Below are 21,167 nucleotides of genomic sequence, written 5' to 3' on the forward strand. Positions count from 1 at the left end.
AGTTACTCACCCCTTTGCGCGTCCCCGTCCGAATCGGCGGGTTTGCGGAACATATCAAGTATCATCATGGCGGCACCGATGGTGATCGCGGTGTCAGCCAGGTTAAAGGCGGGAAAGTGCCAGTCCTGCCAGTAAAAGTGCAGGAAATCGACCACGTAGCCGTGCACCACCCGATCGTAGACGTTGCCCAGGGCGCCGCCGAGTATGAGTACGATGGCAATGGCGGTCCAGGTTTCATGGCGCTGCAGGTTTTTCAGCCAGTAGATCAGTACCACGCTGACCACCAGCGCCAGGATTACAAAGAACCAGCGTTGCCACCCAGCGGCTTCGGCCAGGAAGCTGAACGCTGCCCCGGTGTTGTGCAACAGCGTCAGGTTGAACATGGGTATGACCGGCACAGGGTCGCCATAGGTCAGCATAGCAGTGGCCATGGCCTTGGTACCGAGATCCAGAGCGATCACCAGGACCGCCAGCCAAAGCCACTTCAGTTTGCTCCCGGTGACCTGCTCAGTCATGGTCGCGTCCATCAAGCGTAGGCGCGGGCTTCGCCGGGCCCTTCCACGTTGGTCACACAGCGACCACAGAGATCGTCGTACTTGGCATTGCGGCCGACATCTTCCCGATGGTGCCAGCAGCGCTCGCACTTGGTGTGAGCGGCGGGTGTCACCTTCACGCGGAGACCTTCATGGGAGGTCATTTCCGCATCGCCCGCTTCTGAAACCGGTTTGACACTGGCCTCGGAAGTAATCAGAACAAACCGCAGCTCCTCACCCAGGTGCTTCAGATCGGCAGCCAGGTCGCCTTCGCAGAACAGAGCCACCTCGGCACTGAGCGAGCCTTTGATTTCACCCCGTGCCCTGGCTTCCTCCAGGCACTTGTTGACGGCCTCTTTCACGCTGTACATCTCGCGCCAGTAGTCGCGGCCAAGCTCAGCGTTTTCCGGCAGTGCCGTGAGGCCCTCGTACCAGGTTTCATAGAATACGGTATCGCTGCGCTTACCCGGCAGATGCTGCCAGATTTCATCAGCGGTGAAGCTGAGAATCGGGGCAATCCAGCGAACGAGCGCTTCGGCCACATGGTACAGGGCCGTCTGGCAGGAACGACGCGCCAGACTGTCGGCCTGGGTGGTGTACTGGCGATCCTTGATGATATCCAGATAGAAGCCGCCCAGGGTGGCTTCACAGAAGTTGTACACCTTCTGGTAAATCCGCAGGAAGGCGTAGTTGCCATAGTCCTCATGCAGCTCTTCCTGCAATTGCAGGGCACGGTCCACCATCCAGCGATCCAGCGCGATCATGTCTTCCGGCGCGACCATGTGCTGCTCCGGATCGAATCCGGTAAGGTTGCTCAACAGGAAGCGGGAGGTGTTCCGGATCCGGCGGTAACCATCGGCGGTCTGGCGCAGGATGTCCTTGGACACGGTCATTTCGCCGCTGTAGTCGGTTGCGGCCACCCACAAGCGCAGGATGTCGGCGCCCAGCTCGTTCATGACTTCCTGGGGCGCGATGACGTTGCCCAGGGATTTGGACATCTTGTGGCCCTTGCCATCGACGGTAAAGCCGTGGGTCAGAACCTGCTTGTACGGTGCGACGCCATTCATGGCGATGGACGTTTTCAGGGACGACTGGAACCAGCCACGGTGCTGGTCTGAACCCTCGAGATACATATCCGCCGGGAACTGCCCCAACTCCTCACGAACCCGCAGCACGGACTCGTGAGTTACGCCCGAATCGAACCAGACATCCAGGGTGTCCGTCACCTTCTCGTACTGCTCGGCATCACTGCCCAACAGGGAAGACGCATCCAGCTCGTACCAGGCGTCGATACCGCCCTCCTCGATCTGTTGGGCCACCTGCTCAATCAGGTTCTGAGTATCCGGGTGCAGCTCCTGAGTCTCTTTATGGATAAACAGGGTAATGGGCACACCCCAGGTCCGCTGACGGGAGATGCACCAGTCCGGCGACTGGTTGAACATGGCTTCGATACGGTTCTTACCCCAGGAAGGCACCCAGCGCACACCCTGGATAGCTTCCAGCGCGTCGGCGCGCAGGTTTTCCTTGTCCATGCTGATAAACCACTGGGGTGTGGCCCGGTAGATCAGCGGGGTCTTGGTACGCCAGCAGTGGGGATAGCTGTGCCGGAACTTCTCGGAACGAACCAGCTTGCCCTCACGCTCGAGGGCGCTGCAAACCGGCTCATCCGCCTTGTAAACGTGCACGCCTGCCAGCTCACCGGCGGCCGAGGTGTAGGTGCCGTCAGCCTGAACCAGATTGATGGTGCCGATGTTGTAGGCCTTGCCCACTTCAAAGTCTTCCATACCGTGATCGGGCGCGGTATGAACAGCGCCGGTACCGGCATCGGTGGACACGTGATCGCCCAGGATAACCGGCACCTGCTTGTCGTAAATCGGATGCTGGAGAACCAGATTCTCCAGGGCAGCGCCAGAGCAGGTGGCCAGAACTTCGTAGGTCTCAACCTGCCAGCGGGCCATGATGCCATCAACCATGTCGGCAGCCAGGATCATCCGCTCCGGGCCATGCCCTACGTCGGTCTGGACCAATGCATAGTCCAGATCGGCATTGAGGGACACCGCCTGGTTGGCCGGAATCGTCCAGGGCGTGGTGGTCCAGATAACAACGGACACATCGCCACTGCCATTATCGGTGCCGAACAGTGACAGGGTTTTTGCCTGATCAACCGCGGTAAAGCGCACATCGATCTGGGTCGAGGTTTTGTCCTGGTACTCAACTTCGGCCTCTGCCAGTGCGGACTGACCCACCACACTCCAGTAAACCGGCTTGTAACCGCGCACCAGGTGCCCCTTGGCGACAATCTTGCCGAGCGCACGAACAATACCCGCCTCAACCTTGGGATCCATGGTCAGGTAGGGCTTGTCCCACTCCCCCATCACGCCGAGGCGGATGAAATCGGTTTTCTGACCGGCAATCTGCTTGGTGGCGTAGTCGCGACAGGCCTGGCGGAAGGTCTTGTAATCCACCTTCACACCGGCTTTGCCAATCTCCTGCTCCACCTTGTGCTCGATCGGCAGACCATGACAGTCCCAGCCCGGCACGTAAGGCGCGTCATAGCCCATGAAGCTGCGGGATTTGACGATCATGTCCTTGAGAATCTTGTTGACCGCGTGACCAATGTGAATGCTGCCGTTGGCGTAAGGAGGGCCATCATGAAGGATGAACTTTTCCCGCCCTTCACGCTGCTTGCGCAGGTTGCCGTAGACGTCGAGATCCTGCCAGCGCTTGAGCATTTCCGGCTCGCGCTTGGCCAGGTTGCCGCGCATGGGGAAGGCGGTTACCGGCAGATTCAGGGTGTGCTTGTAGTCGCTCATGGTTTGTGTGCGTACTCTTTTGGTCTTGGTCAGTTTGAGTCAGTCATTTATTCGTTGGGGCGCAGCCGGGCGTTTCAATCCGCGCTTTTCACAGAGCCGTTTTCGGCAATCCACGCTCGGGCCTGGTCAAAATCCCGGGCAATCTGATCTTTCAGCTCATCCACAGAACCGAATTTTTCCTCGTCCCGCAGGCCATGCCGGAACACAACCTCCAGGTGCTGGCCATAAAGTGTGCCAGCAAAGTCAAACAGGTGCACTTCCAGTGAGGGCCGCTTGCCGTCAACGGTCGGACGTACACCAATATTGGCAACGCCATCGAATCGGGCGCCGTCGTCCAGGGTGGCGGCAACCACATAGACCCCGCGTAGGGCGGGTGTCCGGTGCAGCAGGATATTCGCGGTTGGCGCGCCAATCTGGCGGCCCAGTTGACGGCCATACACAACACGACCCCGGATTCGATAGGGATGACCGAGAAGCGATTCAGCCTTCTCAAGGCCATTCACCGTCAGCGAATCCCGGACCCGGGTACTGCTCACTCGCTCACCCGCTACCGTTACAGTAAGCGTGTTCTCGACGGTAAACCCGGCGTCTTTGCCGACTTTTTCAAGGAGCGCAAAATCGCCAGCCCGATCGCAGCCAAAACGGAAATCGTCTCCAACCACCAAGTGCTGAACTGCCAGCCCTTGAATGAGAACATCGTCTATAAAGCCCATGGCGGAATAGCTACGAAACGCCTGATTGAAGCGAAGGCACAGCACAATATCGATGCCTTCCGCCAGCAGGGCCTCGAACTTCTGGCGAAATCCCATCAGCCTGGGTGGCGCTTCCCTACCCTGAAAAAACTCCCGGGGCTGGGGTTCGAAAATCATCACCACCGAGGGCACGCCCAGAGCCCTAGCCTTGCTTTTGACCTGATCAATAATGGTCTTGTGCCCAAGGTGCACACCATCGAAGTTACCGACGGTTGCGACACACCCTTTAGCGAGCGGCGAGTCTTCCCGGCGGGAAAGCATTTTCAGGTTGGTCAGGCCCCGGATCAGACGCATGCAATGCGAACCTTCAATTGCCAGCTAGCTTTCAGCGCCCACTTTTACCGCAACGCTGGTGAGAAAACGCGCGATTATACCTTACCTGTGGCGGAAATGTCTTACCCGAACCCCGGCCAGCGCCAGTGCAACGAAGTAGACGGCTACGCCTGCACCCACCAGCAACGCCATATCGGCTGCCCGCTGATAACCGCCGTTTGCCAGCCACACCGACACCGGAGCGTTGAGCCAGACAATGATGGCCGCGAGCGCTCCATTGGCAAACAGCAGTTGAAGCAGGAAACGGGGCCAGCCGGGCTGACTCTGCCAGGCCCCTTCCTTGCGCAGTCCTCGCCACAGAAGATAGCCATTCAACCAGGCCGATATGGAGGTGGCCAGCGCGAGACCGGCGTGAGCCAGCGGAAAAATGAGAATCAGGTTGAACACCATGTTTGCCACCATGGCAATGATGCCGATCTTGACCGGCGTTTTGGTGTCCTCCCTCGCAAAAAACCCCGGCGCCAGAACCTTGATCAGCATGAACGCCAGCAAACCGGCGGAATAGGCCCTCAAGCTCTGGGCCGACATGGCCACGTCCCGGTCGGTTACCGCGCCATAGTGGAACAAGGTGGCAATCAGCGGCTCGGCCAGCAGCGCAAGCGCCAGGGCTGCCGGAAGACCAATCAAAAGAACCGCCCGAACCGCCCAATCCAGGGTGGCCGCGAACTGGTCTGCTGACGCCGCTGCGTGTTTACGGGAAAGGCTCGGCAGAATCACCGTGGCAATCGCGATGCCGAATACCCCGAGAGGCAATTCCGAGAGCCGGTCAGAGTAATACAACCAGGAAACGCTGCCAGTCTGGAGGAAAGACGCCAGAACCGTATCCAGCAGCAGGTTGATCTGACTGACCGACACCCCGAACAGCGCAGGCGCCATCAACTTGAGAATCCGGCTAACACCCTCGTGGCGATAATCCACTCGAGGCCGTGGCAACAGGCCCAGTCGCATCAGAAACGGCAACTGGAAAAACAGTTGTAGCGCCCCGGCAATGAAAACTCCCCAGGCCAGAGCCATTACTGGCTCATCCATCAGCGGCGTTAGCCAGATGGCTGCCGCAATCATCGCCAGGTTGAGAAGCACTGGCGTAAACGCAGGCACAGCAAAGCGATCGTAACTGTTGAGGATGCCGCCCGCGAAGGCCGTCAGGGATATCAGCAACAGGTACGGAAAGGTGATGCGCAACATGTCGCTGGTCAGCGCAAACTTTACGTCATCACCCATAAAACCCGGGGCGAAAACCGCTGTCAGCACCGGCGCTCCAAGAATGGCCACCAGCGTAACACCCAACAGCACCAAACCGAGGGAACCCGCCACGGCATTAACCAGCCGCTGAACGTCCGAGAGTGACTGATTCTCCCGGTAGGATGACAATACCGGCACAAAGGCCTGGGAGAAGGCGCCCTCGGCAAATAGACGGCGGAGGAAATTCGGAATCTTGAAGGCCACGAAAAAGGCATCCGCCCCGGCACCGGCGCCGAAATAGCGGGCGATGACCATATCTCGAACCAGGCCCAGCACCCGGGACAGCATGGTCATGATACCGACAAGCCCCGACGACCTGAGCAGGCCGGGCGCCTTGGGCAATTGCTTCTGTTCAGGCGTTGATTCAGGTTCCGACGACATGCAGGCCCTTGTTTGGCATTCTGGATATCTTTTTGGTGCTCGTATTTCGGGAATTACCTGCTTCCCGGTCAAGCCCGCGTTCAGTGAGCCGCGAGTTTACCACAGGCCTTCTGTATCGGGGCATGAAATGGGTTTTAGCCTTGACATTTGGAGGTTTGAGCGGCATAGTTCCGCGTCATTTATTTCGACGCGCTGGTTTTGGCGCGCCCGCGATGTAACGAATCATTCAGCAACGAATTTGAGATTTTCAGGAGTTTTACGGTGGCAAATTCCCCGCAAGCCAAGAAGCGCGCACGTCAGAACGAGAAGAACCGCAAGCACAATGCAAGCCTGCGTTCCATGGCTCGTACTTACATGAAAAAGATCCAATCCAAGATCGAAGCCGGCAACTACGAAGAAGCCCAGGCTGCTTTCCAGCAGGCTCAGCCGATTCTGGACAGCATGGTCAACAAAGGCATCTTCGCGAAGAACAAGGTTGCTCGTAGCAAGAGCCGCCTGAGCGCCAAGATCAAGGCCCTGAAGAGCGCTTAATCAGCTCGATTCAGGTACAAAAAAACCGGCCAGATGGCCGGTTTTTTTTATGGGCGAAGAACAATTACACGATCACCAGATTGTCCCGATGAATCATCTCCTCGCCTGACATGTAGCCAAGAATTTCGGTAATGCGGTCGCTGGAACGGCCGGCAATGGCCCTGGCTTCATCGGCGTCGTAATTTACCAGACCCCGGGCGATTTCACGGCCACTCTGATCAAAGCAGGACACCATTTCCCCACGCCGGAACTGCCCCGACACGCCTTTGACACCCACCGGCAGAAGGCTGCGCCCACCCAGGCAGAGCACTTTCACAGCACCATCATCGAGAGTCAGTCTGCCACGGGTCTGCAGGTGGCTGGCGAGCCATTGCTTTCGGGCCGCAATCCGTCCCTGCTCAGGCAATAGCAGGGTACCGATTACATCACCCTGCCGCAGGCGTCCGATCACGCCCTCAATCCGGCCACCGACGATGACGGTAAAAGCCCCGGACCGGGCAGCAAGCCGCGCAGCCCGCAACTTGGTCTGCATGCCGCCGCGCCCGAGAACACCGGCACCGCCACCGGCCATGGCATCCAGTTCGCGATCGCCGGCTCTGCGCTCTGTCACCAGTCGGGCATCCGAATGTTTTCTTGGATCCTTGTCAAAGAGGCCCAGCTGGTCAGTCAGGATAATCAGGCCGTCCGCCTCAATCAGATTAGCAACCAGCGCGCCCAGAGTGTCGTTATCGCCAAACCGGATTTCGTCGGTAACCACGGTGTCGTTTTCGTTCACAATCGGCACGACACCCAGGTTCAGCAGAGCCCTGAGGGTTCCCCGGCCGTTCAGATAACGCTTGCGGTCGGAGAGGTCATCATGGGTCAACAGAATCTGAGCGGTATGGATATCATGCCGCTTGAACTGGGCCTCCCAGGTCTGCACCAACCCCATCTGACCGACAGCCGCAGCCGCCTGAAGCTCATGGAGCTGGTCGGGCCTGACGGTCCAGCCAAGCCGGCTCATCCCTTCCGCTACCGAACCAGAGGAGACAACAACGACTTCCACGCCATCCTCGATCAGCTCTGCAATCTGATCGACCCACAAACCAAGAGCCGCCACATCCAGGCCACGGCCGTCGTTGGTCAGCAAGGCGCTTCCGATCTTGATTACCAGGCGGCGGGCCTGGCGCAGCTGTAGGCGTTCAGTCATGGTGCGTGAGCGATCTCTCTGGTGTCTGTCCTGCCATTACTCCGGGGCGTAAACCACTTCGACGTCGTAATCATCATCGTCAAAGTCGTCGTCATCGCCCTCTTCACGGGCCGCGCGGCGGGCCTGGCGCTCGGCTTCAATACGGGCACGAGCTTCGTCGTCCATCTGCCGGCGACGCTGGGCCTCCCGCTCCGCAAATTCCGGATTCTGGGCCTCTTCCTCAGCCTGCTCTTCGATCCAGCGCATAACGGCCTGAGCCAGGGACTTGGTGCCCTCGCCACTGAGCGCGGAGATCCAGAAAACCTGCCCTTCCCATCCGAGCTCATCGACAATGGCCTGACAATGAGCATCGCGATCTTCCTCGGCGACCATGTCGACCTTGTTCAGGACAAGCCATCTTGGGCGATTGGCCAGGGTTTCACTGAATTTCTCCAGCTCGTGCTCAATCGCTCTCACCGCATCTGCGGGCGAGGAGCCATCGTACGGCGCCACATCAACCAGGTGCAGTAGAAGGCGAGTACGAACAAGGTGCTTCAGGAAGCGGATTCCGAGCCCCGCACCTTCGGCTGCACCTTCAATCAGACCGGGAATATCAGCAATCACAAAACTCTGATGCGCCTGCACGCTGACAACACCAAGATTGGGTACCAGCGTGGTAAACGGATAGTCTGCCACTTTCGGGCGAGCCGCAGAGACCGAACGGATAAAGGTGGACTTGCCGGCATTGGGCATGCCCAGCAATCCGACGTCCGCCAGCACTTTCAGCTCCAGCCTCAGATTCCGCAGCTCACCCTCGGAGCCCTTGGTGGTCTGGCGCGGCGCACGATTCACCGAGGACTTGAAACGGGTGTTTCCAAGACCGTGGAACCCGGCCTGGGCAACCTTCAGCCGCTGGCCGGCATGAGTCAGATCCCCCAGCACCTCGTGGGTATCCATATCCACAACGGTGGTACCAACCGGAACCGGCAAAACCAGGTCTTCGCCTTTATTACCGGTACAGTTGCGCCCGGAACCGGGCTCACCATTCTGGGCTTTGTGCTTGCGCTGGAAGCGGTAGTCGATCAGCGTGTTGAGCGACTCCTCGGCCTCCAGATACACGGAACCACCATCGCCCCCGTCGCCACCGTCGGGGCCACCCTTGGGAACGTATTTTTCACGCCGGAAGCTCAGGCAGCCGTGACCGCCCTTGCCGGCTTCCACAATGATGGTGGCTTCGTCTACGAATTTCATGAATCAACCCTTTGCGCCATGCGCATAAACTAAAAAGCCCCGCAGCCTCTAGGAAGCTTTGCGGGGCTCCGGATGACTCTGACTCCCTGATAATATCAGGGTATCAGCGCCACCCAAGGTTCGATAGAACCGGATCGCCGCTGCTTACGCAGCCGGAACGATGCTCACGAACTTACGGCTCTGCGGGCCTTTGACTTCGAACTTCACCTGACCTTCCGATTTCGCGAACAGGGTGTGGTCCTTGCCAATGCCAACGTTGCTACCAGCGTGGAAACGGGTGCCACGCTGACGAACGATGATGCTGCCTGCAGAAACAGTCTCACCGCCATAGCGCTTCACACCAAGTCGTTTCGACTCGGAATCGCGACCGTTACGGGTACTACCTGCTGCTTTTTTGTGAGCCATTACCAGCCTCCTTATTTAAGGGGTAATTCGAGAGCCTCAGCCCTTGATACCCGTGATCTTGACTTCAGTAAACCACTGACGGTGGCCCTGACGCTTCATGTGATGCTTACGACGACGGAACTTGATAATCTGAACCTTGTCGTGACGGCCGTGGCTAACCACCTCTGCAGTCACTTTGGCACCATCAACAACCGGCGCGCCCACCTGAACCTTGTCGCCATCGGCGACCAGCAGAACGCGATCGAACTCAACGTTGCCACCGGTTTCAACTTCCAGCTTTTCCAGCTTCAGGGTTTCGCCTTCTTTCACACGGTGCTGCTTACCACCGCTAACAATAACTGCGTACATTCACTCGTTCTCCACGATTGACCCATCCCTGCTCTTATCCACCTGGTTCTAAGGGAAGCGCTCTGGCGACCCTATAGCAGGGAGCGCAGGTTGGGATGAGTTGGGCGCGTGATTGTACGAGAAGATGTCAGGCTAAGCAAGTTGAACTTGGGGTCAGATGAAGGCTTTCATCTGACCCCGACTTAACATTGACACCCCTTCCACCAATACCTAGCATTGCTGCTTCCTGCCCGAAATATCAACAGAAACACCAGCAAGGGATCTACAAGCCGCATGACAGCCCAGCGCATTTACGACACCGTGGCCGACGACTTCAGCCGCGTTAATGATCTGATCATCCAGCGGCTTTCCTCAGATGTCCCCCTGGTGGAGAAAATTGCCCAGTACATCATCGAAAGCGGCGGTAAGCGTTTGAGACCGTTACTGGTTTTGCTTTCCAGCCAGGCTGCCGGCTATAAGGAAAGCGATCATCTGAAGCTCGCCGCCGTGATCGAATTTCTGCACACCGCCACCCTGCTACACGATGATGTAGTGGACACCTCGGACATGCGCCGGGGCCGAAGCACCGCCAACGCCCGCTGGGGTAACGCGCCAAGCGTTCTGGTAGGTGATTTCCTCTACGCCCGTGCTTTCGAGATGATGGTGGAACTGAAAAGCCTGCGGATTATGGAGGTATTGTCGCACGCCACGGCTGTAATCGCCGAGGGCGAGGTCATGCAGTTGATGAACGTGAAAAACCCGGACCTCACAGAAGAGCAGTATATGAAGGTCATCCACAACAAGACCGCCATGCTGTTCGAAGCCGCCTCCCACACCGGCGCACTGCTTGCCAACGCCAATGTAGAGCAGGAACTGGGCCTGAAAGACTACGGCAAGCATCTGGGCCTGGCTTTTCAGCTGGTGGACGATGTCCTGGATTACAGGGGCGACGCCGAAGCCATGGGCAAGAACGTGGGCGACGATCTGGCTGAAGGCAAGACCACGCTGCCGCTGATCCACGCCATGACTCATGGGACCGAAGATGAGCGACAACTGATCCGCCAGGCCATCCGCAAGGGCGGCCTGGATGATCTGCCCCGCATCCTCGATATCGTTGAGCGCTCAGGCGCGATCGAATACACCATGGCAAAGGCCCGGGAGCAGGCGGAACTGGCCAGAGCCTGCCTTAAATCCGTGCCAGACTGTGGCCATAAAGAAGCCATGGAACTGCTGACCGAAGTCGCCGTCGCGAGAGTTAGCTAAGCGACTCACGCCCGTGGGGTGAATCAAAGTCCAGCTCCGGCCCAACCGGCACGATCTGCGTCGGGTTGATGGTTCTCTGGCTCACGTAGTAGTGGCGTTTGATCTGATCGATATCCACGGTCTCCGCCACGCCTGGCACCTGGTAGAGATCCCGAACGTAGGCAGAAAGCGCCGGGAAATCGCTGATCCGCCGGCGGTTGCACTTGAAGTGGCTGTAATACACTGCGTCAAACCGGATCAACGTGGTGAACAACCGCCAGTCAGCCTCGGTCAGGCGGTCACCCACCAGATACCGTTGAGAAGACAACCGCTCCTCAAGCCAGTCGAGAGAATCGAACAGCTCACTGTAGGCTTCCTCGTATTTATCCTGCGCGGTGGCAAAACCCGCCTTGTAAACACCGTTATTGACCGTGTCGTAAACCCGGGCGTTTACCTCATCAATCTCCCTTTGCAATTCTCCGGGATAGAAATCCAGATCGGTGCGAACACCCTCGAGGCCATCAAACGCCGAATTGAACATCCGGATAATCTCGGCCGACTCGTTGCTCGCAATCGTCTTTTTCTTTTTGTCCCACAAAGTTGGCACCGTTACCCGGCCAGAATACTCAGGGGCAGCCTTGGTATAGACCTCGTGCATGAAACGAAAGTCATGCAAATGATCCCGATGCTGCTCACTGTCGGGCCGGAACTCCCAGCCGTTTTCAACCATGTCAGGGTGCACCACTGACACCGAAATATGCTTATCCAGCCCTTTGAGCTTCCGGAAAATCAACGTCCGATGCGCCCAGGGGCACGCCATGGATACATACAGATGATAGCGCCCGGATTCCGCCTTGAAACCGCCTTCGCCATCCGGCCCCGGCGAGCCATCGGCGGTCACCCAGTTCCGGAAACGCGCCGCTTCCCGTTCAAATTTGCCACCGGTCTTGTCGGTGTCATACCACTTGTCGTGCCATTTGCCATCAATCAGCAGGCCCATAAAGCCCTCCCGTTAAAATTCCTGAACATGATGAAATCAATACAGGCAGAATACCGGGGACCCTGCTACGCTCTCAAACAAGCATTTCTGGCCAACAACCTCAGATAATTCGAACATGCATACAGCCATAACCATCGACGCCCTCAAAGTCCTTGATGCCATAGACCGCAAAGGCAGTTTCGCCGGTGCCGCCAACGAACTGTTCAGGGTTCCCTCCGCCATCAGTTACACCGTGCAGAAGCTGGAAGAAGACCTGAATGTCGCCATTTACGACCGAACCGGCCATCGCGCCCGACTGACGCCGGCCGGCCGGTACCTTCTGGAAGAGGGCCGCACCCTGCTCGAGGCGGCAGAAAATCTCGCGCACACCACCCGCCAGGTCGCCCAGGGCTGGGAAACCCGGTTACGGATCGGGTTCAACTCACTGCTGCCGGCGGAATGCCTGTTTCCGGCAATCCAGGAGTTTTATGAGCTGGGCGTGCCGGTGGACGTTCAAATTGTCGAAGAGGTTTTCGCCGGCACCTGGGATGCGCTGCAAAGCCGCCGTGTGGATCTGATTATCGGCGCCGATAATTTCAGCAAGCCTGCCGGTAACTACACAACCAAACCCCTGGGAGATATGCCCTTTGTGTTTGCCGTAGCCGCTGACCACCCTCTGGCGGATGCCGAAACGCCGCTCTCCGAGGAAGACATCTCCCGTTATCCCGCAGCCGTCGCTGCGGACACTTCACGGGCACTGCCACCGGGACACGCGGGCATATTCCACCGGCAACGAACCCTTACGGTCGCCAACATTGACCAGAAGATCGCCATACAGGTGGCCGGCCTGGGCGTCGGATGGTTACCAAGGGCACGAATCGGCGAAGAACTGAAGGAGGGCAAACTGGTCGTAAAGGAAGTTCAGGAGTCGCGCCAGCCGATTAAACTGCACCTGGCCAGACACGCCGAGGACCAGGGTAAGGCCCTGATGTGGTTCTGGGACCGACTCAGCTCGGAGGGAGCCGTCTCGGATTGGCTAACAGGCTGAAAATAAAGCGAATGATATGACTTCAACTCGAAATCAAACCGGGCAAATGAGTCAACCGCTTGCCCGGACACTTCGTTTATACTGCAGCTAAAACCAACGCCGAAGGGAGCTCTCTGATGCGGCAACTGTCGGAACTGGATGCCTCGTTCCTGTATCTGGAGTCGGAAACCACACCGATGCACATCGGAGGCATCTACCTCTTCGATGCCTCCGAACGGGAGAAACCGCTGGCCTTCAGCACCTTTGTCGCCTACCTCCGAAGCCGCCTGCATGTTGTGCCGGTTTTCCGCCAACGCCTGAAAGAAATCCCCCTGCGTCTGGGCCGCCCCTACTGGATTGATGATCCCGATTTCAGCATCGAGCGCCACCTCGCCTACGTTAACCTGGGCGAACACGGTCGCAAGGCAAGCCTGATGACGCTGGCATCACGGATTCTGGAGGAACCGCTGAAAAGGGACCGACCGCTTTGGCACATCACCTTCGTGGACGGGTTCAAGCTGGACGAGGAGAACACCGAAAGCGACGGCTTTGCTCTCATCGTCAAATTGCACCACGCTGCCATCGACGCCTTCAACGGAGAGGAGATAATTGGCAAACTGCTCGAATACACCCCCGAGCCCAGTCCGATTGCGCCACCGCGACCCTGGCAGCCCAGACCCGAACCCTCAGAAGAGCGGGTCATGCTTCAGGCGGGCGCGAACATCATTCGCACGCCACTGCAATTCACCTCCCTGGCATTCAACGCGGCCGAGGCTACTGCCCGGGGCCTGATCCAGAAGCAGTTACGCAAACTGCCACTACCGCTGCCGCTGTTCTCCGCCCCACACAGCCCTTTCAATCGACAGATTACGGCAAATCGGCAGATTGTCGCCGCCAGCGTGGAGCTTTCACGCTTGAAGGCGATAAAGGCGTTTCTCGGGGACGTAACACTGAACGATGTGGTTTTGGGCCTTTGCGCCGAGGCCCTGAAGCGCTATCTGATCAGCGAGGGCGCCAATACCGACAAGTCCCTGGTGGCAATGACACCGATTTCGGTGCGTTCCAACAGCCTGCGCCGGGCAACCGGGAACCAGATGTCTGCCATGCTGCTGGATCTGGCGACCGATGAAACCAATCCTGCCCAACGGATTCGGCGCATACACTGGAACGCGGTCGCCTCGGAACCCTACCGGGAGGCCATTGCTGCAGATCGGCTAACGGAACTCCTGCCTTCCACGATGCTGGCGCTGTCTGCAAGACTTTACTCGGAGTTGCAAATTGCCCAGCGTTACCAGCCGGTGTTCAATCTGCCAATCACCAACGTTCCCGGACCTCAGGTGCCGCTGTATCTGCAGGGTGCACGCCTGGTTCAGCAATACAATACTGCGCCGCTGTTCGACAGCATGGGACTGGTGATTGTTGCGGTGAGCTATGAGGGAAGACTGACACTGAATTTCACCACCTGCCCCGATGTGGTGGCTCACGGAGAGTCATTGCAGGCTCATGTGGATGAAAGCCTCAACGCTATTGAAGCGGCCATGGAACGGCTCGGAACAGAGGACACCAAAGAACCCATCGCAGCCTCACCAACGCAGACCCTTGCAGATGATGCTATGACCGCAATGGAGGGGCTTCTCAAGAAAGCCCTGAAACGTTTCCGGGCCTGAACCGGCCCAGGAAGCGTTTCAGGAAGGGCTCTGGTTATTCGAACGCCCAACGAAGAAACGCCTTCTTCTCCTCGTCATTCGCTGTTTCCCAGATGGTTTTGAGCTGTTCAAGCGCGTTGTCACCGCTCACCGGTGTGCTGTCGGAGGTAGACGCCGGAATCGGAGTGCGGGAAGCGGCCATTTGCTCTGCCCCATCCCAAACCGTTGAACTTGCAACCGCCGCTCCGGCAGATGAAACGATAGCGGCGGAGAACTCCGGCATTTCCTGCTCGGCTTCCTGACGAGACTCAGGCCGATCAAAGTCGAAACGATAGGTTTCACCGGCTTCTGCTTCGAAACGAACAACCTGTGGCTCGCTCTCAATCACATGAACTTTCGACTCTCCGTTTCTGACCACACCACTCTTCGCCCAGATGGTCTTGTAGACAAAAACAACCTCGTTCTCTCCGGGAAGCAGGGCGTAGTCGAGCGCCAGATCGTCCATGAGGAAGTTGGTCATGACGCGACCATTTACCCGGGTCACCCCGATTTCACCTGGCGCCTCAAGCGTGGCAGCATTGGACGCTGCCGCTGGATTGCCTTCCCAGGTTTCCACAACGCTGACACTGGAAGCACATCCAGCCAGAGACATTACAACCACCGCAAAAAGTGCGACGGCTCGGCGCCAGCCCTGTCCTGTTGATTGAAAAACACGGATCACATGAGAAATGTTCATTTAGTCTCCTTGGCATGAAGATGGAAATGGCGTCAGGCTGGCGCCAGTTTTATAGCATTCTGACGAGTGCATCTGACAAGGGCAAGACAACGGCGCGCTTTGCCGGCCCATTCCAGATTTTTCATCGCTGATCCCGATTGAGACGCAACCCGTAAAATTGTAAAAAAATGTTGAATTCGCCCTGAATTGGGTTAATTTTAAACAGATCGGCAGTTATTAACGCGGCGCCCGAGAAGCAAGAACGAAAAGCGGGCAGTACAGGAGACGCCATGAACACCCAGCACAGGACCGGAGAAGAAGGGCCTGTTCCCTTTCGCAGTAGTCGATTCTTCTGCGTAGGGAGCAAATGGTACTTTACCACCCGGGAAGGGTTTGACAGTGGCCCGTTCGCTTCACGGGAGCGGGCGGAAACAGGCCTCAAGCGCTTTCTGCACGTTGTTCGTATGCTGCCGGAAGAACAACAGCTTCACTGACAGGCCTTCGTGCCCGTCTAGATCATGACGGGCACCAGCCACACATCCACTGCCCACAAGCAGATCAGGGCCATGACGCCGGCAATCACATCGTCAACCATGATACCCAAACCTCCGGGCAGGTGCCGGTCCAGCCAGCTGATGGGCCAGGGTTTTGCAATGTCAAAAAGCCGGAACAGAGCGAAAGCCCCCAGAACCCCATAGATAGTGTCAGGGAACAGGCCAAGGGCAATCCACATCCCGACGAATTCGTCCCAGACAATGCCGCCATGGTCGTGAACCTTTAGGTCTTCAGCGGTCTTTCCGCAGAGCCAGATACCTACGATAAAAGCAGCCAGCACCATCAGCCAGTAGCCGACGGGCGGTAACCAGACGAAACCGTACCACAGCGGAATGGCGGCCAGGCTGCCCCAGGTGCCGGGGGCCCTCGCCGTTGCACCGCTACCAAAACCAAAAGCGAGTAGATGCACCGGGTTGCGCAAAAATCCCGGCGGGAGTATGACTACCGGCGTCTCCGGTTCCGGGGTCTCGCCTTCCTGACTCATAATTCACTCCTGAAATGATCAAACCCGGCGGGCACCGCTTCCAGACTGCAATCGACACCATCGAGGTACAGGCCCGGCTCAGCTTCAACGAAGCCGATCACAGTCAGTTGGCTCGTCAATGATTTCGGAGCACGCTCCCAATTTTCTCGCGAGAAACACAGGCAAAGTTCGTAATCGTCTCCGGAGCGCAGTGCGCAGTCCAGGGCCTTTTCACCCTTGAGGCGAACAAGCGCAGGCGAGAGAGGCATACGGGCACTCTCGATCTGGGCACCGACCCCCGAAGCGGAAAGAATGTGCCCGAGATCTGCCAGCAAGCCATCAGAGATATCAACCGCCGCGTTGGCATATTGGCGTATCGCTCCTGCCAGATCCAGTCTCGGCCAGGGATGGTGATAGCGTTCGAGCACGGCGAGCATGTCGGCGGAAGGGGCAGGTTCCGAGAGATAGTCTAAAGCGGCGCCGGCATCCCCCAGGGTTCCGGACACGGCAATCAGATCTCCGGGACGGGCGCCGGAGCGTCGAATCCCGGCCCCCTGCTCCACAGTGCCATGCACCTGCAGGCTCAGGGTGAGCGGTCCGGAGGTGGTATCTCCACCGGCCAGCTCCAGACCAAACGCCTCGCTGGCCTTTCGCAATCCCATCGAGAAGTCTTCAAGCCACTGCTCATCGACGGCCGGCAGCGTCAGTGCGAGCGTAAAACATTCCGGGTCGGCACCCATGGCAGCAAGATCACTGGCAGCCGCGGCAAGTGCTCGCCAACCCAGGTAATCGGGACGATAGTTTCGGGGAAAATGGACACCCTCCACGAGGGCGTCCACGGAAAAGACAAGGTCCCGGCCTGAGGGAATACGCTGAATCGCGCAATCGTCCCCGGGCCCCAGGATCAGGGATCCGGATTCCTGTCGCCCGGCAAGCGGCAGAAAGTAACGCCGAATCAGCTCGAATTCGCCCATCGACTAGCGAGCGCGGGTCTCGGCAAGCCGGAGTCGGCCGCTCAGCTTGTCGAGGATACTGTTAACAAATTTATGGCCCTCGGTGCCACCAAAGCGCTTGGCCATTTCAATGCCTTCGTTGATGACGACCTTGTACGGCACATCAAGCCGATGCTTGAGCTCATAGGCTCCCAGGCGGACAATCGCCAACTCCACGGGATCAACCTCTTTAATGGGCCGATCCAGGAACGGCTCGATCAGCTTGTCCAGTTCGCCCTGCTCGCGATGCACCCCGCGGAGCAGATCCCGGAAATACAGCAGGTCGACCTTGCTCATGTCGTTGTCGACCATGAACTCGGCTTCGATGTCAGAAATCGCCGTCTTGCTGAAATGACGCTGATAGAGCCCCTGCATGGCGAGGGCCCTGGCACGGCGTCGATCACCGGCTTTCGGTTGGCCGGACGGAGCCGGCTGCGGTGATGTACCTTCGGTTTCGCTCATTATTCACCCAGCTTCTTGAACAGGCTGACCATTTCAAGGGCGGTTATCGCTGCTTCAGCGCCCTTGTTTCCAGCCTTGGTTCCGGAGCGCTCGATGGCCTGTTCGATGGAATCCACCGTCAGCACACCGAACGTTACCGGCACGTCGGTATCAAGACTGACCGCGCCAAGGCCGCTGGAGGCCTCGCCGGCAACGTACTCGAAATGCGGTGTGCCGCCACGGATGACTGCACCCAGGGCAATAATCGCATCGTACTCACCGGTTTCAGCAACGCGTTTGACGGCCAGGGGCATTTCATAGGCCCCCGGCACACGGACGATGGTGACGTCGTCATCGGAAATACCGTGACGGCGCAGAGTGTCCAACGCGCCCTCGACCAGGCTTTCCACAACAAAGCCGTTAAAACGGCCCACTACCAGTGCGTAACGCCCGCTGCACTCGGTAAAATCACCTTCTATTACTCTGATATCTGCCATCGATGGCTCCTTCACGTGTCGCGGCATCGGAGCCACGACCGGGTTTATCATTCAGGGGTGTAGGGAACGTATTCGACCACTTCCAGATCGAAACCGGAAATGGCCGAGAATTTGATCGGCGGGCTCAGCAGGCGCATTTTGCCAACACCGATGTCCCGGAGAATCTGGGAACCGGTACCTACCGTGAAGTAAACGCCGGAGCTTCCCTTGCCGGAGGAGCCCTTACCCTCATCAAAGAATTCCTGGATACGGTCTTCCAGGTTGTAGCTGTCCTCGGCGCTGTTTAGCAGGACGACCGCGCCCCTGCCTTCCTCTGCCACCTTTTCAAGGGCGTGGTGCAGGGGCCAGCTTCGGGAATCCTTACGGCGTGCACCCAGGAGGTCCCGGAGGGTGTCCGTGATGTGGACTCGGACATAGACCGGTTCATCGGGAGAAATGTCTCCCATCAACATGGCCAGATGGGTGGCTCCCTGAATGTTGTCGCGGTAGGTCCGAAGTTTGAACACGCCATACTCGGTGTCCAGATCGTTTTCTTCCACACACTCCACGGTACGCTCGTTCATGGTGCGATAGTGGATCAGGTCGGCAATGGTACCAATCTTCAGGTCGTGCTCTTCGGCGAATCGCTCCAGATCCTCACGGCGGGCCATAGAGCCATCGTCATTCATGATCTCGCAGATCACGCCTGCCGGCTCACAACCTGCCAGTGCGGCGAGATCACAGGATGCTTCCGTGTGCCCCGCGCGGCTCAACACACCACCGGGATCAGACATCAACGGGAAAATATGGCCTGGCTGAACCAGATCACTGGCTTTTGCGTTGCGTGCAACCGCTGCCTGCACTGTGCGGGCCCGGTCTGCCGCCGAGATGCCAGTGGTCACGCCCACGGCGGCCTCAATCGAGAGGGTGAACTTGGTTCCGAAGCCGGAGGCGTTCTGCTGGACCATCAACGGCAGACCCAGTTGCTCGCAGCGATCCCGGGTCATCGGCATACAGATCAGGCCACGACCAAAACGGGCCATGAAATTGATGGCTTCGGCCGTGCAATGCTCAGCAGCCATCACGAGATCGCCCTCATTCTCGCGATCTTCGTCATCCATCAGTATGACCATCTTGCCCTGACGGATATCTTCAATGATGTCTTCAATGCTGTTCAGTGCCATATGGTTTTGCACCCTTGCGGCGTTCCGGCAACCATTGCCTGCCGGAACAACCTGAGTTTATGGATTACCGGCGGGTGAGGATCAGGCGCTGATCCTCACCTACCTGACGTCGGTCCAGCACCTTCCATTGTACTTTATCTGCCATGGTTTCCAGCGGCAGATGTGCGGTCGGACGTCCCGTGCTGCCGAGGAAAACCGGCGCCTGATAGAGCCAGAGTTCGTCGACCAGATTTTCGTTGATGAAAGTGCCAGCCAGTGTAGGGCCCGCCTCTACCAGCAGTTCGTTGATGCCGAGCTCGCCCAGGGAGTCCAGTAGTTCTGCCAGATCAATACCGTTGTCTTTCCAGGCCACGCCGGTAAGGCTGATGCCCAGTGCAGCCAGATCCTGGGCCGGCGCTGTTGCCAACGTTGACGACGCACAGAACACCTGGACATTACCACCCTGCAGGATCTTCGCCGAAGACGGCGTACGCGCATCCCGGTCGGCAATCACTCGCAAGGGCTGCCTCGACGGCTCCGTGGCATCGCCGATATCACCCAGCTCCTCGCGACGAACCGTCAACGATGGATCATCCGCGAGAACCGTACCCACACCGGTCAGGATGGCATCACTGATCGCCCTCAGGCGCTGGACATCCCGCCGGGCCTCGTCGCCGGTTATCCACTGGCTCTCGCCCGAGGCCATTGCAGTTCGGCCGTCCAGGCTTGCAGCCATCTTAAGCCGCACCCAGGGCCGCCCCGTGTTCATGCGTTTCATGAAACCCGGATTCAGGCGGACGGCTTCTTCCGCCAGCAATCCCTCGGTCACACGAACACCGGCTTCCCGGAGCATATCCAACCCGCGCCCGGACACCGAAGGATTCGGGTCTTTCGTCGCGGCGTATACATGGGCTATGCCGGCGTCGATCAGTGCCCTGGCGCAAGGCGGCGTACGACCGAAGTGGCTGCAGGGCTCCAGCGTCACATACGCGGTTGCGCCGCGCGCGTCCGGACCGGCCTGACTCAGAGCACGGATTTCGGCATGGGCTTCTCCAGCGCGTTCATGCCAGCCCTCACCGAGTATCAGATCTCCCCGGGCAATGACACACCCAACCCGGGGATTAGGGTGGGTCGAGTACCGACCGCGCCAGGCAAGCTGGACAGCCCGCGCCATCATGGCCCTGTCGCGGTTCTCGATCATGCCTTTCCTTTCGGGGCATGGTTATCTGCCAGCGCTTTGGCGACATCCACGGCCGCCTCACCGTTGCTGGCTGACAACCTCTCAATCTCTTCCTTGAATTCGTTGATATCCTGAAAACTGCGATACACCGACGCGAAGCGGACATAGGCGACCTTGTCCAACTGGCGCAATTCAGTCATGACCTCTTCACCCAGCTGCATGGACTTCACTTCCCGTTCGCCGGTCGCCCGCAAACGGTATTTGATCCGGTTCAGTGCTGCATCGATCTGCTCAATGCTGACCGGTCGCTTTTCGAGCGCTTTCATCAGCCCCGCACGCAGTTTTTCCTCATCAAACGGTTGCCGGGTGCCATCCTGCTTGACCACCCTTGGCATCACCAGCTCTGCAGATTCGAAAGTGGTAAAACGCTCCCGACAGGACAAACACTCCCTGCGGCGACGCACCTGATCGCCCTCGGCCACCAGCCGGGAGTCAATCACCTTGGTATCTGCTTCACCACAGAAGGGACAATGCATAATCTGGAACTCCGAA

The 21,167-nt window shown here is 58.3% G+C and carries 22 protein-coding genes; 5 read left to right on the forward strand and 17 right to left on the reverse strand.

The window, feature by feature from the left end:
- Positions 1-2 precede the first annotated feature (2 nt).
- The 4 genes from lspA to murJ form a co-directional block, all read right to left on the reverse strand.
- Complete coding sequence (lspA, locus tag ACWJ62_RS18400) at positions 3-527, reverse strand: signal peptidase II (RefSeq protein WP_449287500.1); 525 nt, start codon at positions 525-527, stop codon at positions 3-5.
- Entirely contained in the window at positions 527-3,346 is a 2,820-nt protein-coding gene (ileS, locus tag ACWJ62_RS18405) for an isoleucine--tRNA ligase (RefSeq protein WP_449287501.1), read from the reverse strand. Before ileS ends, lspA begins: the two co-directional genes overlap by 1 nt.
- 74 nt (positions 3,347-3,420) lie before the next feature.
- Positions 3,421-4,392: a bifunctional riboflavin kinase/FAD synthetase gene (gene ribF, locus ACWJ62_RS18410; protein ID WP_449287502.1), complete on the reverse strand. Its 972-nt coding sequence runs from the start codon at positions 4,390-4,392 to the stop codon at positions 3,421-3,423.
- 81 nt (positions 4,393-4,473) lie between these two features.
- Positions 4,474-6,054 carry a murein biosynthesis integral membrane protein MurJ gene (gene murJ / locus ACWJ62_RS18415; RefSeq protein WP_449287503.1) on the reverse strand — a complete coding sequence of 527 codons (1,581 nt, stop codon included), beginning with the start codon at positions 6,052-6,054 and terminating at the stop codon, positions 4,474-4,476.
- 261 nt (positions 6,055-6,315) lie between these two features.
- Between murJ and rpsT the strand changes: the two genes are divergently transcribed.
- Positions 6,316-6,585 (forward strand): 30S ribosomal protein S20, encoded by a 270-nt coding sequence (gene rpsT, locus ACWJ62_RS18420; RefSeq protein WP_373001316.1) that lies wholly within the window; start codon positions 6,316-6,318, stop codon positions 6,583-6,585.
- Between the two features lie 64 nt (positions 6,586-6,649).
- Here rpsT and proB read toward each other — a convergent pair whose 3' ends face one another.
- The 4 genes from proB to rplU all read right to left on the reverse strand — a co-directional run bounded on the left by proB (position 6,650) and on the right by rplU (position 9,757).
- Positions 6,650-7,774: a glutamate 5-kinase gene (gene proB / locus ACWJ62_RS18425; RefSeq protein WP_449287504.1), complete on the reverse strand. Its 1,125-nt coding sequence runs from the start codon at positions 7,772-7,774 to the stop codon at positions 6,650-6,652.
- A 36-nt stretch (positions 7,775-7,810) separates the two neighbouring features.
- Positions 7,811-9,004 carry an Obg family GTPase CgtA gene (gene cgtA / locus ACWJ62_RS18430; RefSeq protein WP_449287505.1) on the reverse strand — a complete coding sequence of 398 codons (1,194 nt, stop codon included), beginning with the start codon at positions 9,002-9,004 and terminating at the stop codon, positions 7,811-7,813.
- A 144-nt stretch (positions 9,005-9,148) separates the two neighbouring features.
- Positions 9,149-9,409: a 50S ribosomal protein L27 gene (gene rpmA / locus ACWJ62_RS18435; RefSeq protein ID WP_148607659.1), complete on the reverse strand. Its 261-nt coding sequence runs from the start codon at positions 9,407-9,409 to the stop codon at positions 9,149-9,151.
- A gap of 36 nt (positions 9,410-9,445) precedes the next feature.
- Positions 9,446-9,757, reverse strand: a complete 312-nt coding sequence (gene rplU / locus ACWJ62_RS18440; protein ID WP_088558084.1) for a 50S ribosomal protein L21 — start codon at positions 9,755-9,757, stop codon at positions 9,446-9,448.
- Positions 9,758-10,030: 273 nt separating this feature from the next.
- On the opposite strand from rplU, the gene ispB reads away from it, so the two are divergent.
- Entirely contained in the window at positions 10,031-10,999 is a 969-nt protein-coding gene (gene ispB, locus ACWJ62_RS18445; protein WP_449287506.1) for an octaprenyl diphosphate synthase, read from the forward strand.
- On the opposite strand, the gene ACWJ62_RS18450 is transcribed toward ispB, so the two are convergent.
- Positions 10,992-11,978 carry a glutathione S-transferase family protein gene (locus ACWJ62_RS18450; protein WP_449287507.1) on the reverse strand — a complete coding sequence of 329 codons (987 nt, stop codon included), beginning with the start codon at positions 11,976-11,978 and terminating at the stop codon, positions 10,992-10,994. The genes ispB and ACWJ62_RS18450 overlap by 8 nt on opposite strands.
- A gap of 115 nt (positions 11,979-12,093) precedes the next feature.
- On the opposite strand from ACWJ62_RS18450, the gene ACWJ62_RS18455 reads away from it, so the two are divergent.
- Together ACWJ62_RS18455 and ACWJ62_RS18460 are read left to right on the forward strand one after the other, a co-directional pair.
- Complete coding sequence (locus ACWJ62_RS18455) at positions 12,094-13,005, forward strand: LysR substrate-binding domain-containing protein (protein ID WP_449287508.1); 912 nt, start codon at positions 12,094-12,096, stop codon at positions 13,003-13,005.
- Positions 13,006-13,121: 116 nt separating this feature from the next.
- Positions 13,122-14,651: a WS/DGAT/MGAT family O-acyltransferase gene (locus tag ACWJ62_RS18460; RefSeq protein ID WP_449287509.1), complete on the forward strand. Its 1,530-nt coding sequence runs from the start codon at positions 13,122-13,124 to the stop codon at positions 14,649-14,651.
- Between the two features lie 34 nt (positions 14,652-14,685).
- Here ACWJ62_RS18460 and ACWJ62_RS18465 read toward each other — a convergent pair whose 3' ends face one another.
- Entirely contained in the window at positions 14,686-15,246 is a 561-nt protein-coding gene (locus ACWJ62_RS18465) for a DUF2057 family protein (RefSeq protein WP_449287510.1), read from the reverse strand.
- A gap of 389 nt (positions 15,247-15,635) precedes the next feature.
- Between ACWJ62_RS18465 and ACWJ62_RS18470 the strand changes: the two genes are divergently transcribed.
- The gene (locus tag ACWJ62_RS18470; RefSeq protein WP_449287511.1) at positions 15,636-15,839 is read left to right on the forward strand and encodes a DUF6316 family protein; all 204 of its coding nucleotides are present in this window, start codon (positions 15,636-15,638) and stop codon (positions 15,837-15,839) included.
- A 17-nt stretch (positions 15,840-15,856) separates the two neighbouring features.
- On the opposite strand, the gene ACWJ62_RS18475 is transcribed toward ACWJ62_RS18470, so the two are convergent.
- The 7 genes from ACWJ62_RS18475 to nrdR all read right to left on the reverse strand — a co-directional run bounded on the left by ACWJ62_RS18475 (position 15,857) and on the right by nrdR (position 21,151).
- The gene (locus ACWJ62_RS18475; protein WP_449287512.1) at positions 15,857-16,384 is read right to left on the reverse strand and encodes a phosphatidylglycerophosphatase A family protein; all 528 of its coding nucleotides are present in this window, start codon (positions 16,382-16,384) and stop codon (positions 15,857-15,859) included.
- Positions 16,381-17,337, reverse strand: a complete 957-nt coding sequence (gene thiL, locus ACWJ62_RS18480; protein WP_449287513.1) for a thiamine-phosphate kinase — start codon at positions 17,335-17,337, stop codon at positions 16,381-16,383. The genes ACWJ62_RS18475 and thiL overlap by 4 nt, the downstream gene beginning before the upstream one ends.
- Positions 17,338-17,340: 3 nt before the next feature.
- Positions 17,341-17,817 (reverse strand): transcription antitermination factor NusB, encoded by a 477-nt coding sequence (gene nusB, locus ACWJ62_RS18485; protein WP_008170760.1) that lies wholly within the window; start codon positions 17,815-17,817, stop codon positions 17,341-17,343.
- Complete coding sequence (gene ribH, locus ACWJ62_RS18490; protein WP_008170762.1) at positions 17,817-18,293, reverse strand: 6,7-dimethyl-8-ribityllumazine synthase; 477 nt, start codon at positions 18,291-18,293, stop codon at positions 17,817-17,819. The genes nusB and ribH overlap by 1 nt, the downstream gene beginning before the upstream one ends.
- Positions 18,294-18,340: 47 nt before the next feature.
- Positions 18,341-19,456: a bifunctional 3,4-dihydroxy-2-butanone-4-phosphate synthase/GTP cyclohydrolase II gene (gene ribBA, locus ACWJ62_RS18495; protein ID WP_062786483.1), complete on the reverse strand. Its 1,116-nt coding sequence runs from the start codon at positions 19,454-19,456 to the stop codon at positions 18,341-18,343.
- A 64-nt stretch (positions 19,457-19,520) separates the two neighbouring features.
- The gene (gene ribD, locus ACWJ62_RS18500; RefSeq protein WP_449287514.1) at positions 19,521-20,636 is read right to left on the reverse strand and encodes a bifunctional diaminohydroxyphosphoribosylaminopyrimidine deaminase/5-amino-6-(5-phosphoribosylamino)uracil reductase RibD; all 1,116 of its coding nucleotides are present in this window, start codon (positions 20,634-20,636) and stop codon (positions 19,521-19,523) included.
- Positions 20,633-21,151 carry a transcriptional regulator NrdR gene (gene nrdR / locus ACWJ62_RS18505; RefSeq protein WP_008170769.1) on the reverse strand — a complete coding sequence of 173 codons (519 nt, stop codon included), beginning with the start codon at positions 21,149-21,151 and terminating at the stop codon, positions 20,633-20,635. The genes ribD and nrdR overlap by 4 nt, the downstream gene beginning before the upstream one ends.
- Positions 21,152-21,167: the final 16 nt, after the last annotated feature.

The sequence above is a fragment of the Marinobacter sp. PE14 genome, assembly GCF_053566155.1.

What these genes read in the sequence shown, in the direction of transcription:
- lspA (WP_449287500.1), bottom strand. Translation starts at nt 527, where the DNA reads ATGGACGCGACCATGACTGAGCAGGTCACCGGGAGCAAACTGAAGTGG.
- ileS (WP_449287501.1), bottom strand. Translation starts at nt 3,346, where the DNA reads ATGAGCGACTACAAGCACACCCTGAATCTGCCGGTAACCGCCTTCCCC.
- ribF (WP_449287502.1), bottom strand. Translation starts at nt 4,392, where the DNA reads ATGCGTCTGATCCGGGGCCTGACCAACCTGAAAATGCTTTCCCGCCGG.
- murJ (WP_449287503.1), bottom strand. Translation starts at nt 6,054, where the DNA reads ATGTCGTCGGAACCTGAATCAACGCCTGAACAGAAGCAATTGCCCAAG.
- proB (WP_449287504.1), bottom strand. Translation starts at nt 7,774, where the DNA reads ATGACTGAACGCCTACAGCTGCGCCAGGCCCGCCGCCTGGTAATCAAG.
- cgtA (WP_449287505.1), bottom strand. Translation starts at nt 9,004, where the DNA reads ATGAAATTCGTAGACGAAGCCACCATCATTGTGGAAGCCGGCAAGGGC.
- rpmA (WP_148607659.1), bottom strand. Translation starts at nt 9,409, where the DNA reads ATGGCTCACAAAAAAGCAGCAGGTAGTACCCGTAACGGTCGCGATTCC.
- rplU (WP_088558084.1), bottom strand. Translation starts at nt 9,757, where the DNA reads ATGTACGCAGTTATTGTTAGCGGTGGTAAGCAGCACCGTGTGAAAGAA.
- ispB (WP_449287506.1), top strand. Translation starts at nt 10,031, where the DNA reads ATGACAGCCCAGCGCATTTACGACACCGTGGCCGACGACTTCAGCCGC.
- ACWJ62_RS18450 (WP_449287507.1), bottom strand. Translation starts at nt 11,978, where the DNA reads ATGGGCCTGCTGATTGATGGCAAATGGCACGACAAGTGGTATGACACC.
- ACWJ62_RS18455 (WP_449287508.1), top strand. Translation starts at nt 12,094, where the DNA reads ATGCATACAGCCATAACCATCGACGCCCTCAAAGTCCTTGATGCCATA.
- ACWJ62_RS18460 (WP_449287509.1), top strand. Translation starts at nt 13,122, where the DNA reads ATGCGGCAACTGTCGGAACTGGATGCCTCGTTCCTGTATCTGGAGTCG.
- ACWJ62_RS18470 (WP_449287511.1), top strand. Translation starts at nt 15,636, where the DNA reads ATGAACACCCAGCACAGGACCGGAGAAGAAGGGCCTGTTCCCTTTCGC.
- ACWJ62_RS18475 (WP_449287512.1), bottom strand. Translation starts at nt 16,384, where the DNA reads ATGAGTCAGGAAGGCGAGACCCCGGAACCGGAGACGCCGGTAGTCATA.
- thiL (WP_449287513.1), bottom strand. Translation starts at nt 17,337, where the DNA reads ATGGGCGAATTCGAGCTGATTCGGCGTTACTTTCTGCCGCTTGCCGGG.
- nusB (WP_008170760.1), bottom strand. Translation starts at nt 17,817, where the DNA reads ATGAGCGAAACCGAAGGTACATCACCGCAGCCGGCTCCGTCCGGCCAA.
- ribH (WP_008170762.1), bottom strand. Translation starts at nt 18,293, where the DNA reads ATGGCAGATATCAGAGTAATAGAAGGTGATTTTACCGAGTGCAGCGGG.
- ribBA (WP_062786483.1), bottom strand. Translation starts at nt 19,456, where the DNA reads ATGGCACTGAACAGCATTGAAGACATCATTGAAGATATCCGTCAGGGC.
- ribD (WP_449287514.1), bottom strand. Translation starts at nt 20,636, where the DNA reads ATGATCGAGAACCGCGACAGGGCCATGATGGCGCGGGCTGTCCAGCTT.
- nrdR (WP_008170769.1), bottom strand. Translation starts at nt 21,151, where the DNA reads ATGCATTGTCCCTTCTGTGGTGAAGCAGATACCAAGGTGATTGACTCC.